A 15130-nucleotide genomic window follows, 5' to 3' on the forward strand; every position below is an offset into this window, starting at 1 on the left:
CCCGGCCCGCCGCTGACCCTACGATCGGGGAGTGAGCGGTGAACTGGCGCGGTTGCTCGGTGCGCTCGTCAGCCTCGTGCTGCTCGGGCTCACCTACGGCTTCAGCCCGCCGCTGTACGGCGTCACCCTGCACCTGCTGGCGCGCGGCGGCAGTCCGCGGCGCCCGATCGTCTTCCTGACCATCGGCATGGCGCTCAGCGCGACCGTTCTGCTGCTCGCCTTCCGCACTTTCGACCCCACCACGCTCGCCCAGGCGCTGAGCGGCCAGGTCGCACGCCTGCTCGTGCAGGCGGTCGTCGACTTCATCGCCGGCGCCGTGCTGATCATCGGAGGTCTGGTGTTCGCGTGGTTCGCGCGGCGGCCCAGGCGGCCGCACGTGCCTGCTGAGGTGCACGTGCGTGAGCAGCACCCGCAGGCGATGATCGGCGTCGGCTTCGCGAACACGGCGATCGGCGTGTGGCCGCCCGTGACGATGTACGTCACCGGGCGTGTGATCTCGGGCGCGACCCCGCATCTCACGCTTCAGGTCGTCGGCTTCGCCGTGTTCATCGCGGCCGTCGTCGGCCCGTATCTGGCTGCTGGCTATGTCTGGCGACGGATGCCCGGCGTGGCCACCCGCGTAAACCGGTCCTATGCGCGGCTGCTCAAGCGCGATCTGCGGCCGCTCGTGACCTGGGGCCTCCTGATCGCCGGAGGCGTGTTCCTCGTGCTCGGGATCGTGACGGCGGTCACTCGCTAGAGTTCGCGCGCTGCGCCACCGAGTCGCGCTGCGATGATGCGAGCCGTGGCCACCGGCTCGACACGGTGCCCGACCGATTCGGGCACGATGACGAGCTCGGCGCCGGGCATCAGCCCTGCGAGCCGCTCGGCTGCGGCGCTCAGGAACGGGAAGGTGTCGACGCCGCAGAGCACGACGGCAGGCGCGGCGGTCAGCATGGCGGGCGTCGGGCTCGACAGCTCGCGCGTGAGCGCCGCGTCGTAGACCGTCGACTGCGCGAGCGCGGTGAGCGCGGCGAACATCGCACTCTGCCTGATCTGATCGACGCCGGCGGGCGGTAGGCCGATGCCCTCGAGCTGGAAGGTCGTGACCGCGTCGGCCGGGCGACCCGCGTCGACCAGCCCCTGCAAGCGCTCCGGCAGGTCGGCGGGAGGCTCGTCCTCGCCGAAATGGAACGGCGGCTCCGACAGGAACAGGTGGTCGACGGGCACGCCGACGGATGCCGCGAACAGCGCCAGCACCGCGCCGGAGGAGTGGCCGAGCACCGCCGCGCTGCCGCCGACCTCGGCGATCACCGCCGCAAGGTCCTCTGCCTCGCGCTCGGGGGAGTAGGGCTTGGTGTCGCCGCTGCCGGCGCGGGCACGCCGGTCGTAGGTCACGGCGAGGAATCCGTTCTGCGCCAGTTCGGCGGCGATCGCCGCCGCATCGCGGCCCGTCGAGAACGCACCGTTCACGATGACGACGGGGCGCCCGCCGCCCGCCGTCTCGAACGCGATCGGTGTGCCGTCTGCTGAGTGCGTGAGCCCCACGCGGCGATCATGCCACTCTTGAGGCGTGACCGAACTGCTGATCGTGATGGTGGCCGCCTTCGTGGCGATCGCCGGGGCGAGCGTGTTCGGCCCGCGCCTCGGCATCGCCGCGCCGCTCGTGCTCGTCGCCGTCGGCGTCGCGGCGAGCTTCCTTCCCGTGTTCGCCGACGTGCACATCGAGCCGGAGCTGATTCTCGCCGGGGTACTGCCGCCGCTGCTGTACTCGTCGGCGGTGTCGATGCCGGCGATGAACTTCCGGCGCGAGTTCGGCGCGATCAGCGGACTGTCGGTGATCCTCGTCGTGGGCAGCGCGCTCGTGCTCGGCGCGTTCTTCGCCCTCGTCGTGCCGGGGCTCGGGTTCGCCTGGGGCGTCGCGCTCGGCGCGATCGTGAGCCCGACGGATGCCGTCGCGACGTCGATCATCAAGAAGACCCCGGTGTCGAAGCGCGTCGTCGCGCTGCTCGACGGCGAGAGCCTGCTCAATGACGCCACCGCCCTCGTGCTGCTGCGCACGGCGATCGTCGCAACCGCGGCCGCGTTCTCGTTCTGGGGCGCGGTCGGCACGTTCGCGTACTCGGTGGTCGTCGCGGTGGTGATCGGCTGGGCCGTCGGCTGGCTCGGTCTGTTCGTGCGCAAGCGCGTCACGGAGCCGACGGTCAACACCCTGATCTCGTTCACCATCCCGTTCCTCGCGTCGGTGCCGGTGGAGGCGTTGCAGGCCTCTGGGCTCGTGGCCGCCGTTGTGGCGGGACTCGTCACCGGCATCCGCGCGCCCCGCGATCTGTCGCCGCAGAACCGGCTGTCGGACTCGCAGAACTGGCGCACGGTCGAGCTGGTGCTCGAGGGCGCGGTGTTCCTCACCATGGGCATCCAGATCAGAGAGATCGTCGTGGGCGTGCAGCGCGATCATGCCGGCGTGCTCGCGGCCGTGCTGATCGCGGCCGCAGCGCTCGGCCTGACCATCGTGGTGCGCGCCGCCTACGTCGCGCCGCTGCTCGGAGTGCTCGGACGCCGCCGCGAGCGCGGTGAGCAGACGCAGGAGCGCCTGCTCACCATGCAGGACAAGATCAGCACGCCCACCGGGCGGCTCGAGGCGATCGACCGGGCCAAGGCGCTCGGCCGGCCGGCCTCAGAGCGGCAGTTCGAGCGCGTCGGCCGCCGCATCACGCAGATGCTCGCCGACATCGACTACTTCCGCCGTCAGCCGCTCGGCTGGCGCGAGGGCACGGTCGTCGTGTGGGCGGGCATGCGCGGCGCGGTGACCGTCGCGGCGGCGCAGTCGCTGCCCGACGGCACTCCGATGCGCTCGATGCTGGTGCTGATCGCGTTCACGGTCGCCGCGCTCTCGCTGCTCGTGCAGGGCGGCACCGTCGGCTGGCTGCTCAAATGGCTCGCGCCGAAGGTCGACGCTGCCACCCAGAAGGAGCAGGCCGACGCCGAGCGGAAGAGCATCTTCGACATCCTGCGCACGAGCGCCGAGAGCGTGCCCGGGCTGCCGAAGCTTGAAGGCGAGCCGGATGCCGCGCGCTTCGACGCCGCACGCACTCACCGCCTCGCGGTCATCACCGCGCAGCGCGCGGCGCTGCTCGACGCTCGCGACAGCGGCACGTTCGATGCCGATCTGCTGGCGAGCGCGCTCACCAATCTCGACGCGACCGAGATCTCGATCGAGCTGCGCAGCGAGCTGACGAACGGGCCGGATGCGGCTTAGCCGCGCGGCGCGGCGAGCGCGGTCAGGGCATCGCCCGAGACGCGCTGCACGGTCCACTCGTCCATGCCGATCGCACCGATCGATCGGTAGAACGCGATCGACGGCGTGTTCCAGTCGAGCACGGACCACTCGAATCGTTCGTACCCGCGCTCGACCGCGATGGCGGCGAGCCGTTGCAGCAGCGCACGGCCGAAGCCGCTGCGCCGCTCGGATTCCTTGACGAACAGGTCCTCGAGGTAGATGCCGTTCGTGCCGTTCCACGTCGAGTAGTTGAGGAACCAGATCGCGATCGCCACGATCTCGCCGCCCCTCTCGACGACGTGCGCGAACACCGAGGGCACCTCGCCGAACAGCGCGGCGGCGAGCGCCTCAGGCGTGTTCTTCACGGCATCCGGCTCATGCTCGTAGTCGGCGAGTGCTTGGATGCACGCGAGGATGCCCGCCTCATCGCCGGGCTGCGCGCGGCGCAGCACGGCATCGCCGATGCGGGCGGGAGCGTCTGTTTCTGCAGAGGTCACGATGCGATGGTATTCAGCGCCGCCGGGTCGGCCGCACCGAGAGCGTCTCGACCGTGCCGCGAGGGGGCAGGTCGACGACGAGTCGTACGGCGGCGGCGACGTCTTCGGGCGCCAGGAAGAACTCGGTGTCGTAGTCCTCGCCGAGCTTCGCCGTGAGCGCCCGCTGCATGTCCGAGTCGGTGCGGCCGGGGTGCACGCTCGAGACCCGCACACCACCCGCGCGCTCCTCCTCCCGCAGCGCGTCGGCGAAGGCCCGCAACGCGAACTTGGAGGCGGCGTAGACCCCACCGCCCGGCCCCGAGTTGAACCCCGATCCGCTGTTGATCGTGACGACGATGCCATGGGCCGCGCGCAACGCCGGCAGTGCGAGGCGGGTCAGCTCGGCGACGGCGAAGACGTTGGTGGCGAACACGCGCTCCCAGGTCGCGCGGTCGGTGTCGCCGATGCGGCCGCCCTCTTCGACGCCGGCCGAGTGCACGAGCACGTCGAGCCGCTGGGGGAGGGGCGGCAGCCCGCCCGCCGCGAGATCGGCGACATACGGCTCGGCCGACGGCAGCTGCGCCGCCACCTCGGCTGTGGCATCCGCATTGCGTCCGCCGATCAGCACGTGGTGCGTGTGCCCCAATTCGAGCGCGATCGCGCGCCCGATTCCCCGTGTGGCGCCCGTCACGAGCGCGACGGGCAGACGATCGGATGCCTGGATGCCGCTCATTCCACGAGAGTATGGGTTCCAGCAACCGAAAGAGGAGCCAACATGACCCAGAAGGTCGCACTCGTCACCGGCGCCGGGCGTGCCAACGGACTGGGCATGGCCACCGCTCAGGCGCTCGCCGAGCTGGGCTTCCACATCATCGTCACCTCACGCAGCGACGCGCAGTCCGAGGAACAGGCGCAGTCGCTGCGCGAGGCGGGCTTCAGCGCAGAGGGCTACCGCCTCGACCTCGGCGACCCGACCGAGTTCGCGCGCGTCGCCGAACGGATCCGCGTCGACCACGGCCACCTCGACGCCCTCATCAACAACGCGAGCGTTTTTCCCGATATGGGCGTTGATTCCGCCCTCGACGTCTCGATCGAGCATGTGAAGGCGGCGTTCGACGTCGACGTCATCGGTCCGTGGCTGCTCACCGTCGCGCTGCGCGGCGTGCTCGAGGCCGCGCCGGCGGCGCGCGTCGTCAATCTGTCGAGCGGCGCGTACCAGCAGATCGCCTCTTTGCCGCAGAACCCCGGCGACGTGGGTGCCCCGGCGTACTCCTTCGCGAAGCACACGCTGAACTACCTCACGCAGATTCTCGCCGCGGCCTTCCGCGACACCAAGGTGCTCGTCAACTCGGTCGACCCGGGCCGGGCCGACACGCACCCCGAGCTCGGCACCGACGAAGAGGACGTGCCGCCGTCGGTCGCTGCCGCCTGGATCGCCCAGGCCGCGACGCTGCCCGAGGGCGGCGCGAGCGGCGTCGTCTTCGCCGACGGCGAGATCGTCGGCTGACCCGTCTTCGGCGTGCCGCAGGCGCGGCCGAGCGCTACGCTCCAACATGGCCAGCAATGAGGAAGGCTCGAGGCGGGCGGCGTTCCAGCTGCCTGAGGCGATGACTGGAAAGGCGAGCCCGGCGAAGGCCGCTGTCGGCGACAAGCCCGTCTTCGCCTACCTTGCGAGCCTGCCGCAGCCGCAGCGCGGCATCGCCGAGGCGGTCGATGCGCTGGCAGCCACGACGCTGCCAAGGCTCCAGCGCTCGGTGAAGTGGGGGATGGCCTACTACGGCGTCGGCGACGGCTGGTGCTTCAGCTGCGGCGGCTTCGCGTCCCACGTCAAGCTGATGTTCATCAACGGGGTGACGCTCGACCCGGTGCCGCCGGTGACGCCGGTGGGAATGGGCAAGGCGACCCGGGGCGTGGAGCTCGCGTCGCTCGACGACATCGATGAGGCTCAGCTCGCCGCATGGATGACGCAGATCACGTCGGTGCCAGGCGTCGGTGGCAAGAAGGGGAGAGCGGCGAGATCCGCTTCTTGACATAACTGGCATTATCGGAAGTTATTGAGGAGCGGAGAAGTCCAAGCCGGAGCTTCGGATCCAACCGCCAAGGATTCGCGTCAGGTCCGCGCGATCGTCGGTCGACAATGCGGCGAGCACCTGCTCATCGGCGGCGATTACCGCAGCGAATACGTCGTCGAGTTGTGGGATCCGGCATCCGTCAGCTGCCTCGCACGCGCGTCACAACGCTATAATTGTGTACATGACAACGCTTTCTGTAGCGGATGCCCGCGCGAACTTCTCCAAGCTGATCGAGTCGGCCATCACCACGCATGAGCGTTTCGAGGTGACCCGTAACGGCGCCCGCGCCGCCGTGCTGCTGAGCGCCGACGACTATGACGCACTGTTGGAAACCGTCGATATCCTCAGCCGTCCCGATGAGGTCGAGGCGATCCGCCAGGGACTGGCCGATCTGGTCGCGGGAGAGGTCTCGACCGCAGAGGAAGTGCGGGAAGCGATGATCGCGCGCGGTCGGCTTTCTCGGTGAGCGACCTCTACGAGGTCGTCTTCACGCGTGCAGCCCGGCGCGCGTTGGAACAGGACTTGCCAGAGAAAGTGGCGGCGGCGGCGTTCGAGTTCATCATGGGCGCTCTGCGCGAAAACCCACACCGGGTGGGCAAGCCCTTAAGGGAACCGTTGGCACCCCTGTACTCGGCCCGCCGCGGCGAGTACCGCGTGCTCTACCGGATCGTTGGAGACCGGCTTCTCGTCGAGGTCGTCTCAATCGCTCACCGTCGCGACGCCTATCGCCGTTGACCGCGTGGGAGGGTTGTGATCGACGATGACGGCATCCTCATGTTCAGGCTCAGGCCGCTGCCGAGCTGATCTCTTTGGCAGCCCGTTCTGTGGCGGCATTTCCGACCCACAACAGCCGCTCTGGCGAGCGTTCACTCCCGTGAAACAGGGCTCGCATACGGTCGCATGGTGATTCGTTTGCAGAATGCGACTTACTTGGTCCGTGACCTGGATGACGGCATCCGGTTCTTCGTTGACGCGCTGGGCTTTGTGGTGCGGCAAGACGAGACCTTCGACGGCGGCTGGCGGCGGGTCGTGGTCGGGCCCGCAGACGGCGGCACAGGGTTCGTGCTAGTCCCCACGGCCACGGAGCAAATCGGGCGCCAAGCCGGCGAGGACGTCGCGTTCTTCCTGGAGACCGACGATTTCATGGCGCAGCACAAGCGCATGCTCGAATTCGGCATCGTGTTCCGGGAAGAGCCCCGGCATGAGGCATACGGCACCGTCGCTTTGTTCGAGGACCCCGCCGGAATGCTCTGGGACCTGATCGAGCCGCCTCCCCTGAGCGGCGTTGCCTCATAGGCTCGGACCATGTCAGAGCGACCCATCCGCATCGCCGTCCAGATCAAGCCGCAGCACGCGAGCTACGCCGAGATCCGCAAAGCTGCGGCGCTCGTCGAAGAGCTCGGCGCCGACGTGCTGTTCAACTGGGATCATTTCTTCCCGCTGTCCGGCGACCCTGACGGCGCGCATTTCGAGTCGTGGACGATGCTGGCGGCCTGGGCTGAGGCGACCGAGCGCATCGAGATCGGCGCGCTCGTCTCATCCGACGGATACCGGAACCCGAACCTGCTCGCCGACATGGCGCGCACCGTCGACCACATCAGCGCCAAGGGCGGCGAGGGCCGGCTGATCCTCGGCATCGGCGCCGGCTGGTTCGAGCGCGACTACGACGAATACGGCTACGAGTTCGGCACAGCCCCCGACCGGCTGCGCAAGCTGCGCGACGACCTGCCCGGCATCCGCGCGCGTTGGGGAAAGCTGAACCCGCGGCCCACGCGCGACATTCCGATCCTGATCGGCGGCGGCGGTGAGAAGGTGACGCTGCGCATCGCGGCCGAGCACGCGAGCATCTGGCACTCCTTCGGCGACGCCGAGACGATCGCCCGCAAGCACGCCGTGCTCGACGAGTGGTGTGCGAAGATCGGCCGCGACCCGGGTGAGATCGAGCGATCGGCGGGCGTGAGCCCGAGGCCCGGCCGCTTCCCCGAGGACCTCGCCGACTACCCCGCCTCCGCCGAGAAGCTTTACGCCGTCGGGACGCGGCTGTTCACCGTCGGCCTCGAGGCGCCGACGTGGGACGTGGGCCCGATCCGCGACCTGCTCGCCTGGCGCGACGAGCGAAACGCCTGACGCTTGCCGCTGAGGCGGTCAGCCGGCCTGCGCGATGTCTGTTTGGGTGAAGTCGTCGCCCTTGAAGAGCAGCGGCAATCCGGAGTTCTTGGACAGTGCGTATGCGAAGCAGTCGCCGAAATTGAGCCCGGCGCGGTGCCTGCCTTTGCCGAATCGTCTCCAGGCCGAAATCGCAGTCGCGGCGGTCTGTGCGTCGACCGGCATGATTTCTGCGCCGATCCGCTCGATCAGCAACTGCAGATCCTGCGTGGCTGCCGGTCCCTGCTTCGCCTCGACGACGATCGAAGCCTCAACGAGGGTCGCGGCACTGAGGGAGCAGTCCCCCGCGTTCGCGAGCATCGTGCGCGCGATGCTCGACGCATCCGGTTCGCCGAAAATCACTGCAATGAGCGCTGACGTATCGATTGCAATCGCCATCGGTCAGGCCGGAAGTCCGTGCTCGTCGTAACCGAGGATCTCGTTCGCAGACCGGGCGTCGATAACCTTTCGTGCCCGCCCGCGTTCGATGATCGCGTCGAGATCGGCAGCTTGAAGACTCGCATTGGTGCGTGCGCGAACTCGCGCCAGCCTTTCTTCAAGCGCGACCCGAGCGGCCACTGTGATGGACTCCCCCGTCGCCGCGGCGAGTTCGCGCGCGAGGCGGTCCGTATCCGGATCCTTGATGTTGAGCGCCACACATCCACCGTACCAGGAAGAAATCTTTCTCGAGAGGAAGAATCGATGCTCAATTCGGCATCGCCCAAGGGCTGTCGCCCGCGTCCTTGACGAGATAGTTCTCGCACACCGGGCGGCCGCTGGAATGGCCGACGAGCCTGTCGAGCGCGACCCACCCGGATGCGCCAGCGGCGGGTACCGTTCCCCCATGGCATCCCGTTTCTCTGAACTGGTGATCAAGTCGGAAGACCCGCAGGGGCTCGCGGATTTCTGGGCCGAGGTGCTGGGCTTCACGGTGATCGACCGCGGCGACGGCTTCGCCGAAGTGGGGCCCGCTGAAGGCTTCGGCGGCCTGCAGCCGACCCTGTTCTTCGTCAGAAGCTCGGACCCGCGGCCCGAGCGGCTGCGGCTGCACATCGACCTGAATCCGACGGATCGGGATCAGGACGCCGAGCTCGAGCGCCTTCTGTCGATCGGCGCCCGCCCGGCCGACATCGGGCGGACCGGCGAGGAATCCTGGCACGTCCTGCAGGACCCCGATGGCAACGAGTTCTGCCTGCTGCGCCCGCGCCTGGAGGCCTGAAACATCACCGCTCCCCTGCCGTTCACGAGCGCGAAACCGGACACCCAGCCAATCCGGAGGTAAGGGTTCCGTTTTCGACGTACAGTAACCGGAGTACTTCTCTCCGAATCCGGTTCACTATCTCGGGAGCCCCTTTGTCCGCTACCGCTACCGCGCCCATCGTGGCCGCGGACCCGCACGCTGAGCATCACCACTCGCGTCGCTGGGTCATCCTCGTCGTCCTGGCGCTCAGCCAGCTCATGGTCATCCTTGACTCCACCGTCGTCAACATCGCCCTGCCGACCGCGCAGAAGGCCCTCGCCTTCAGCGACAACGACCGGCAGTGGATCATCACCGGCTACACCCTCGCGTTCGGCAGCCTGCTGCTGTTCGCCGGCCGTCTCGCCGACCTGTTCGGCCGCAAGTGGGCGCTCATCATCGGCCTCGCGGGCTTCGCGCTGGCCTCCGCATTCGGCGGCCTCGCCACGAACTTCGAGATGCTCGTCACTGCCCGCGTCATCCAGGGCGCCTTCGGCGCGATCCTCGCGCCCGCCGTCCTCGCGATCCTCACCACGACGTTCGTCGACGGCAAGGAGCGCGGCCGCGCCTTCGGCATCTTCGGTGCCATCGGCGGCGGCGGTGCGGCGCTCGGCCTGCTGCTCGGCGGCGTGCTGACCGAGTACTTCTCGTGGCGCGCGACGATGTTCGTGAACATCTTCTTCGCGATCCCGGCGCTGATCGGCGCTTTCGTGCTGCTGCGCCACTCGGCCAGCCAGCACCGCCCGAAGCTCGACCTGCCGGGCGCCGTCACGATCACGGCGGGCCTGTTCGCGCTGGTCTACGGGTTCTCACTCGCCGACACCGACGGCTGGGGCGACGGCAAGACGATCGGATTCCTGATCGCCTCCGGCATCCTGCTGATCGCCTTCGTCTTCATCGAGGCGCGCTCCAAGCATGCGCTGCTCCCCCTGCGCATCGTGTTGGACCGCAACCGCGGCGGCGGCCTGATCGCCATGTTCCTCGCGACCACCGGCATGTTCGGCGTCTTCCTGTTCATGACCTACTACCTGCAGTCGAACCTCGGCTACAGCGCCGTCAAGACGGGAGTGGCGTTCCTGCCGCTGCCGGGCGCGATCGTCCTGACCGCGGCGCTGATCATGCCGCGCCTGCAGCGTCGCGTGAGCCCGAAGGTCCTCGTTCCGGTCGGCATGCTGCTCGGCGCGATCGGGCTCGCGACCTTCACCCGCATCGGCGTCGTCGGGCACTACGCCCAGGACGTGCTCCCCGGTCTGATCCTGCTCGGACTCGGCATGGGAACGCTGTTCGCGATCGCGATGAGCATCTCGACGCTCCGCCTCCGCGACGAAGACGCCGGCGTCGGCTCGGCCACCGTCAACACGGTGCAGCAGGTCGGCGGCTCGATCGGCACGGCGTTGCTCAACACCATCGCGACGACCACGATCACCGCATACATCGCCGACCACATCGCGCACGCCACCACCAAGGCCGCCCAGCTGGGTGTGCAGGCGCAGGCGGCGATCAACGGCTATCACGTGGCATTCTGGCTGGCGGCCGCGATCTTCGCGGGCGGCGCGCTCGTCACCGCGATCGTGCTGCGCCGCGGCGTGCCGGAGGAGTTCGTCCACTCCTCAGGCGAGCCTGCGATGATTCACGCATAAGGCATGCGACGAAGCGGCCGGAAAGGAGGACGGTGTGACGAGCACCGCTGATTCCCCTACCCGGCCGCTTCGGCGCGATGCGGCCCGCAACCGCAGCGCCCTTGTCGACGCGGGCCGCGAGGTGTTCGCGTCGCGCGGTCTCGAGGCCACGCTCGACGAGATCGCCCATCGCGCAGGCGTCGGCGTCGGGACCGCGTACCGGCATTTCGCCAACAAGCAGGAGCTCGCCGCGGCGATCTTCGCCGACGACCTCGAGCAGATGGTCGAGTCGGCGCGCGACGCGCTCGACGTCGACGACCCGTGGGACGCGCTCGTGAGCTTCGTCGAGACGACGGTCACGAAGCACGCCAAAGACCGCGGGCTGTACGAGATCATGACGGCCGGCACCATGGGCGAGCACCCCATGCACGTCGACGGCAAGACCGAGACGATGCGCGAGGCGCTGTTCGAGCCCGTCACGGCGCTCGTCGAGCGGGCGAAGGCGGGCGGATGCCTGCGTGCAGACGCCTCCCCCACAGACATCGCCGCCATCCTGCTCATGATGGGCTCCACGTTCCTCGCGAGCGAAGCGGTCGACCGGCCCGTCTGGAAGCGCTACCTGTGGCTGCTGCTCGACGGGCTGCGCAACACGGCCTGCGGCGCGCTGCCCGAGCGCGCGCTCGACCTCGACGAGCTCGACGCGGCGTTCGCGGTCGCCAAGAAGCACTGACTCAGCGCAGCAGCAGCTCGCGCACCCTGCCTGCGTTCGCGACGAAGCCCTCGATGTCGTCGGAGTCGGTGCGCGACTGCAGCAGCACCGAGGTCGCCCCGGCGTCGAACACCTCGCGCACCGTCGCGGTGACCTCTTCCACCGAGCCCAGCGCGGCATAGCGTCGCTCCCCGGTGAACTCCCAGCGGTCGAACTCCGCCTCCATCCGCTCGGCGGCGCCCTCTCCGAAATCGGTCATGAGGAATACCGCCACCTCGAAAGCGCCCTCGACCCCGGCAGCGGATCGCGCAGCCCGGGCCCGTGTCACGCTGTCACGCACCATGTCGGCGCTCCAGCCGCCGGTGAGAACCAGCCCGTCGGCGACCTCGCCGACGAGCGCCGTCGTCTTCGGGCCCTCAGCCGCGGCGAGCACCGGCACCGGCACCGCCGGCGGCCAGTCGAGCTTCACCCGGTCGAGGTTCACGTAGCGGCCCGCCGCCGTCACCTCCTCACCCGAGAGCAGCCGTCGCAGCGCCGGCACGTACTCGCGCATCAGCGTGAGCGGCGAGGCGACTCTGGCGCCTACCTGCCCCATCCAGTCCAGCACGCCGTGGCCGACGCCGAACCGGGCACGGCCGGCGAACAGCCGCTGGATCATCGCGGCCTCCATCGCGAGCACTGCGACGTTGCGCAGGGGCATCGGCAGGATGCCGACGCCGACCCGCAGTCGCTCGGTCGTCGTGAGCGCGACGACGAGCGAGGTCACGCCGCTCTCTTTGAAGCAGTCCTCCCACACCCAGAGCTCGTCGAGCCCTGCACGCTCGGCCGCGACGGCCGTCTCGCGGAGCCGTTCGGGCGGGGACCATGGCTGGAAGATCACACCGAGTGAGGTCATGACTTGAGGCTAGAGCGCACCCCCGATACCCGCGTAGCCTGCGGCCATGGTCGAGGTCATCACGTCTCAGCGGTTCCACGCCGCGCCAGGGGTCGAGGACTGGCGTGTGCTGTCCACGGGTGCTGCGGCGCACTTCGTGACCGGTTCCTTCGCGACGGGCGTCGCGCTCGTCGATCGCATCGGCGAGCTGGCGGAGGCGGCGAACCACCACCCCGACGTCGAGCTCCGCTACGGCGGTGTGACGGTGCGCCTGCTCACCCATGAGGTGATGGAGCAGGGCTGGGTGCTCAGCGAACGCGACAGCGCCCTGGCGGCGCAGATCTCGCACGCGGCGCGCGAACTCGGCATCACAGCCGATCCGACCAAGGTGCAGGCCATGCAGATCGCGATCGACGCGCTCGACATCCCGAAGGTGCGGCCGTTCTGGGCTGCCGTCCTCGGCTACGAGCTGTTCGGCGACGAGGACGTGGGAGGCCCCGGCGCCGTCGGCCCGAACGTCTGGTTCCAGCAGATGGACGAGCCCCGCCCTCAGCGCAACCGCATCCACGTCGACCTCTACGTTCCGGCCGACCTCGCGCCCGCTCGCATTGAGGCGGCACTCGCCGCAGGCGGCACCGTCGTTCTCGACAACGGCCCAGAGTGGTGGACCCTCGCGGACCCGGAGGGCAACGAAGTCGACGTCGCCCCCTGGCCGGACACGTTCAGCGGCTGGTAGCGCACGCCCGGCTCACACAGGCAGGTGCCGCTGCCACCAGTCGAGGATGATCTCGAACCGCTGCACACGGTGGCGCGGCCTGCCTCCACGACTCAGCTCGTGGTTCTCGCCGGGGAAGACGACCAGTTCGGTCTCGACCCCGTTGCGCTTGAGCGAGTGGTAGTAGCGCTCGGCCTGCCCCAGCGGGCAGCGCAGATCCTGCTCGGAGTGCAGCACCAGCGTCGGCGTCGTCACCCGGTCGACCACGGCCTGTGGGCTTTGCGCCGCGATGCGTTCGGGGTCGTCGCCGACGTACTGTCCGCTGAAGAACCAGCCGATGTCGCTTGTGCCCACGAAGTACTCGGGGTCGAGGTAGCCGCGCTCGACGACGGCCCCGGCGAAGCGGTGCTCGTGCGCGATCGCCCAGGCGGTCAGATAGCCGCCGTACGAGCCGCCGAGGATTCCCGTGCGCGAGCCGTCGAGGCGCGCATCGGCCGCGACCGCGCCGTCGAGGAAGGCGAGCACGTCATCGAGGTCGACCGTGCCCATTGCTTGGCGGATGCTGCGCCCATGGCTCTCGCCATAGGTGCGACTCCCCCGCGGATTGCAGTACACCACCGCATAGCCGGCGGCCGCGAGCACTTGCGTCTCGTCGAACAAGTGCACGCCGTATTCGGCGAACGGGCCGCCGTGGATCATCAGGAGCACCGGGTGCGGGCCGTCGCCCTCTGGCACGGCGATCCAGCCGTGTACGGGGTAGCCGTCGTTTCCTGGCACCGTCAGCTCGACGGGTGTCACGATCCCCCGCGCACGCAGCGCCGCCGAGAAATCCGTGAGCGTCCGCAGACGGCCGTCCTCGACCACGGCGACATCGCCGTAGCTGCCCGGGTGCGAGCACCCGACCACGATCGTGCCGCCTGCGGCATCCGCCCCGCTCACCTCGACGTCACCCGAGGTGAGCGCTGTGACCGACCCTTCGGTGCCGACGCGCACGAGCTGGTGGGTCCCCCGCGAGCCCTCGTCGGTGAGCACCGATCCGTCGGCCAGCGGCACGATGACCCTGTTCGCGCCGAGGTCGTGCTGCGCGGGGTCGGTGAGCCGCTGGGGACGGGCGCCGGGTGCGCTGATCACATAGAGCGAGGAGTTGCGGCCGACGAAGTCGACGCCCTGTGCCCCCACCTCGCTCGCGACGAAGAAGAGGCGGCCGTCGGGGCCGTATTCGACCGAGTCGACAGAGAGGTCGCCATACGTGATGGTGGCGTCGACGGCCTCGGCGTCGCCCTCGATCGGAAGCAGTACGACACTCGAGCGCAGGTCCTCATCGCGAGTGGCGTGCACGGCGGCCACGGCCGCGAGGATCCGCCCGTCCGGCGAGAATGCGAAGTCGCCGTGATCGACCTCGTGCCGCGAGATGCGGAGCGGCTCGGCGACGAGCGGCCGTGGCTCAGCCGGCCCGGCGTCCGAGCCGACGGGCTGCACGAGCGGCTCGGCCCGCACGTCGGGGGTCGGAGCGACGAACAGCAGGTTCGGCCGGTCCAGGTAGTAGCCGAGACCGTTCGACGTGCGGTGATAGCCGTCGAAGCGACGCGCGCGCTCGGCATCCGGCCCCACTCCTTCGACCGTGCCGTAGCGGCCCGCCTCGGGCTCGCGGCTCGAGAACGCGAGATGCGCGCCGTCGGGCGACCAGGCGAACGCGCCGACGCCCAGCTTGCGGTCGGTGACCTGCACCGGCTCGCCGCCGTCGGCGGCGACGACATAGAGCTGCGCGGGGCCGCTGGGGGTTGCGCGCAGGAAGGCGATCAGCCCGCCGTCCGGTGAGAACCGCGGAGCGGTGTCGCGGAAGCCGCGCGTGAGCCGGAACGCAGCCGCATCGTCGGACAGCGGCACGACCCAGAGCTGACCGACATAGCTGTCCGCGTCGAGGTCGGGCCGGGTGACCGCGACGACGGCGCGACCGCCGCCCGGGTGGAGCGACGGCGCGGAGACCGTGTTGATCAGGGGAAGGTCGGCCGGCTTCATCCGCG

General features: G+C 69.4%; 19 protein-coding genes. 12 read left to right on the forward strand and 7 right to left on the reverse strand.

Annotated features, from left to right (window positions below; all coding sequences use genetic code 11):
- Nucleotides 1-31 precede the first annotated feature (31 nt).
- The gene (locus tag D7I44_RS15550; protein WP_162940323.1) at nucleotides 32-739 is read left to right on the forward strand and encodes a hypothetical protein; all 708 of its coding nucleotides are present in this window, start codon (nucleotides 32-34) and stop codon (nucleotides 737-739) included.
- Here D7I44_RS15550 and D7I44_RS15555 read toward each other — a convergent pair.
- A complete protein-coding gene (locus D7I44_RS15555; protein ID WP_245979736.1) occupies nucleotides 736-1527 on the reverse strand; it encodes an alpha/beta fold hydrolase in 792 nt (263 codons plus the stop codon). The genes D7I44_RS15550 and D7I44_RS15555 overlap by 4 nt on opposite strands.
- Before the next feature lie 25 nt (nucleotides 1528-1552).
- Between D7I44_RS15555 and D7I44_RS15560 the strand changes: the two genes are divergently transcribed.
- The gene (locus tag D7I44_RS15560) at nucleotides 1553-3238 is read left to right on the forward strand and encodes a cation:proton antiporter (RefSeq protein ID WP_120790332.1); all 1686 of its coding nucleotides are present in this window, start codon (nucleotides 1553-1555) and stop codon (nucleotides 3236-3238) included.
- On the opposite strand, the gene D7I44_RS15565 is transcribed toward D7I44_RS15560, so the two are convergent.
- Together D7I44_RS15565 and D7I44_RS15570 are read right to left on the reverse strand one after the other, a co-directional pair.
- A complete protein-coding gene (locus tag D7I44_RS15565) occupies nucleotides 3235-3756 on the reverse strand; it encodes a GNAT family N-acetyltransferase (protein ID WP_245979738.1) in 522 nt (173 codons plus the stop codon). The genes D7I44_RS15560 and D7I44_RS15565 overlap by 4 nt on opposite strands.
- Nucleotides 3757-3769: 13 nt before the next feature.
- A complete protein-coding gene (locus D7I44_RS15570; RefSeq protein WP_120790333.1) occupies nucleotides 3770-4468 on the reverse strand; it encodes an SDR family oxidoreductase in 699 nt (232 codons plus the stop codon).
- A 42-nt stretch (nucleotides 4469-4510) separates the two neighbouring features.
- Between D7I44_RS15570 and D7I44_RS15575 the strand changes: the two genes are divergently transcribed.
- The 6 genes from D7I44_RS15575 (at nucleotide 4511) to D7I44_RS15600 (ending at nucleotide 7934) form a co-directional block, all read left to right on the forward strand.
- Nucleotides 4511-5242, forward strand: coding sequence for an SDR family NAD(P)-dependent oxidoreductase (locus D7I44_RS15575; RefSeq protein ID WP_120790334.1), 732 nt, complete (start codon nucleotides 4511-4513; stop codon nucleotides 5240-5242).
- Nucleotides 5243-5288: 46 nt separating this feature from the next.
- Nucleotides 5289-5765: a DUF1801 domain-containing protein gene (locus D7I44_RS15580; RefSeq protein ID WP_245979739.1), complete on the forward strand. Its 477-nt coding sequence runs from the start codon at nucleotides 5289-5291 to the stop codon at nucleotides 5763-5765.
- 223 nt (nucleotides 5766-5988) lie between these two features.
- Entirely contained in the window at nucleotides 5989-6273 is a 285-nt protein-coding gene (locus tag D7I44_RS15585; RefSeq protein WP_120790335.1) for a type II toxin-antitoxin system Phd/YefM family antitoxin, read from the forward strand.
- Nucleotides 6270-6542: a type II toxin-antitoxin system RelE family toxin gene (locus D7I44_RS15590; RefSeq protein WP_120790336.1), complete on the forward strand. Its 273-nt coding sequence runs from the start codon at nucleotides 6270-6272 to the stop codon at nucleotides 6540-6542. The genes D7I44_RS15585 and D7I44_RS15590 overlap by 4 nt, the downstream gene beginning before the upstream one ends.
- A 168-nt stretch (nucleotides 6543-6710) precedes the next feature.
- Nucleotides 6711-7103, forward strand: a complete 393-nt coding sequence (locus D7I44_RS15595; protein ID WP_220093788.1) for a VOC family protein — start codon at nucleotides 6711-6713, stop codon at nucleotides 7101-7103.
- Between the two features lie 9 nt (nucleotides 7104-7112).
- Nucleotides 7113-7934 carry an LLM class F420-dependent oxidoreductase gene (locus D7I44_RS15600; RefSeq protein WP_120790338.1) on the forward strand — a complete coding sequence of 274 codons (822 nt, stop codon included), beginning with the start codon at nucleotides 7113-7115 and terminating at the stop codon, nucleotides 7932-7934.
- An 18-nt stretch (nucleotides 7935-7952) separates the two neighbouring features.
- Here the strand turns inward: D7I44_RS15600 and D7I44_RS15605 are convergent, their stop codons facing one another.
- Both D7I44_RS15605 and D7I44_RS15610 read right to left on the reverse strand, forming a co-directional pair.
- Nucleotides 7953-8351: a type II toxin-antitoxin system VapC family toxin gene (locus D7I44_RS15605; protein WP_120790339.1), complete on the reverse strand. Its 399-nt coding sequence runs from the start codon at nucleotides 8349-8351 to the stop codon at nucleotides 7953-7955.
- A 3-nt stretch (nucleotides 8352-8354) separates the two neighbouring features.
- Nucleotides 8355-8609 carry a type II toxin-antitoxin system VapB family antitoxin gene (locus D7I44_RS15610; protein ID WP_120790340.1) on the reverse strand — a complete coding sequence of 85 codons (255 nt, stop codon included), beginning with the start codon at nucleotides 8607-8609 and terminating at the stop codon, nucleotides 8355-8357.
- A gap of 187 nt (nucleotides 8610-8796) precedes the next feature.
- On the opposite strand from D7I44_RS15610, the gene D7I44_RS15615 reads away from it, so the two are divergent.
- The 3 genes from D7I44_RS15615 (at nucleotide 8797) to D7I44_RS15625 (ending at nucleotide 11538) form a co-directional block, all read left to right on the forward strand.
- Nucleotides 8797-9171: a VOC family protein gene (locus D7I44_RS15615; protein ID WP_120790341.1), complete on the forward strand. Its 375-nt coding sequence runs from the start codon at nucleotides 8797-8799 to the stop codon at nucleotides 9169-9171.
- A 161-nt stretch (nucleotides 9172-9332) separates the two neighbouring features.
- Nucleotides 9333-10829, forward strand: coding sequence for an MFS transporter (locus tag D7I44_RS15620; RefSeq protein ID WP_220093789.1), 1497 nt, complete (start codon nucleotides 9333-9335; stop codon nucleotides 10827-10829).
- 34 nt (nucleotides 10830-10863) lie between these two features.
- The gene (locus D7I44_RS15625; RefSeq protein WP_120790342.1) at nucleotides 10864-11538 is read left to right on the forward strand and encodes a TetR/AcrR family transcriptional regulator; all 675 of its coding nucleotides are present in this window, start codon (nucleotides 10864-10866) and stop codon (nucleotides 11536-11538) included.
- 1 nt (nucleotide 11539) lies between these two features.
- On the opposite strand, the gene D7I44_RS15630 is transcribed toward D7I44_RS15625, so the two are convergent.
- Nucleotides 11540-12412, reverse strand: a complete 873-nt coding sequence (locus tag D7I44_RS15630; protein ID WP_120790343.1) for an LLM class flavin-dependent oxidoreductase — start codon at nucleotides 12410-12412, stop codon at nucleotides 11540-11542.
- A 46-nt stretch (nucleotides 12413-12458) separates the two neighbouring features.
- Between D7I44_RS15630 and D7I44_RS15635 the strand changes: the two genes are divergently transcribed.
- Nucleotides 12459-13127, forward strand: coding sequence for a VOC family protein (locus tag D7I44_RS15635; protein ID WP_120790344.1), 669 nt, complete (start codon nucleotides 12459-12461; stop codon nucleotides 13125-13127).
- 12 nt (nucleotides 13128-13139) lie between these two features.
- Here the strand turns inward: D7I44_RS15635 and D7I44_RS15640 are convergent, their stop codons facing one another.
- Complete coding sequence (locus D7I44_RS15640; RefSeq protein ID WP_120790345.1) at nucleotides 13140-15125, reverse strand: alpha/beta hydrolase family protein; 1986 nt, start codon at nucleotides 15123-15125, stop codon at nucleotides 13140-13142.
- Between the last annotated feature and the right edge of the window lie 5 nt (nucleotides 15126-15130).

Source organism: Gryllotalpicola protaetiae (assembly GCF_003627055.1).
GTDB lineage: Bacteria > Actinomycetota > Actinomycetes > Actinomycetales > Microbacteriaceae > Gryllotalpicola > Gryllotalpicola protaetiae.

Bases quoted from the DNA above. Each gene is read 5' to 3' on its own strand.
- D7I44_RS15570 (WP_120790333.1), bottom strand. From the start codon at position 4,468: ATGAGCGGCATCCAGGCATCCGATCGTCTGCCCGTCGCGCTCGTGACG.
- D7I44_RS15575 (WP_120790334.1), top strand. From the start codon at position 4,511: ATGACCCAGAAGGTCGCACTCGTCACCGGCGCCGGGCGTGCCAACGGA.
- D7I44_RS15580 (WP_245979739.1), top strand. From the start codon at position 5,289: ATGGCCAGCAATGAGGAAGGCTCGAGGCGGGCGGCGTTCCAGCTGCCT.
- D7I44_RS15585 (WP_120790335.1), top strand. From the start codon at position 5,989: ATGACAACGCTTTCTGTAGCGGATGCCCGCGCGAACTTCTCCAAGCTG.
- D7I44_RS15600 (WP_120790338.1), top strand. From the start codon at position 7,113: ATGTCAGAGCGACCCATCCGCATCGCCGTCCAGATCAAGCCGCAGCAC.
- D7I44_RS15605 (WP_120790339.1), bottom strand. From the start codon at position 8,351: ATGGCGATTGCAATCGATACGTCAGCGCTCATTGCAGTGATTTTCGGC.
- D7I44_RS15615 (WP_120790341.1), top strand. From the start codon at position 8,797: ATGGCATCCCGTTTCTCTGAACTGGTGATCAAGTCGGAAGACCCGCAG.
- D7I44_RS15630 (WP_120790343.1), bottom strand. From the start codon at position 12,412: ATGACCTCACTCGGTGTGATCTTCCAGCCATGGTCCCCGCCCGAACGG.
- D7I44_RS15635 (WP_120790344.1), top strand. From the start codon at position 12,459: ATGGTCGAGGTCATCACGTCTCAGCGGTTCCACGCCGCGCCAGGGGTC.
- D7I44_RS15640 (WP_120790345.1), bottom strand. From the start codon at position 15,125: ATGAAGCCGGCCGACCTTCCCCTGATCAACACGGTCTCCGCGCCGTCG.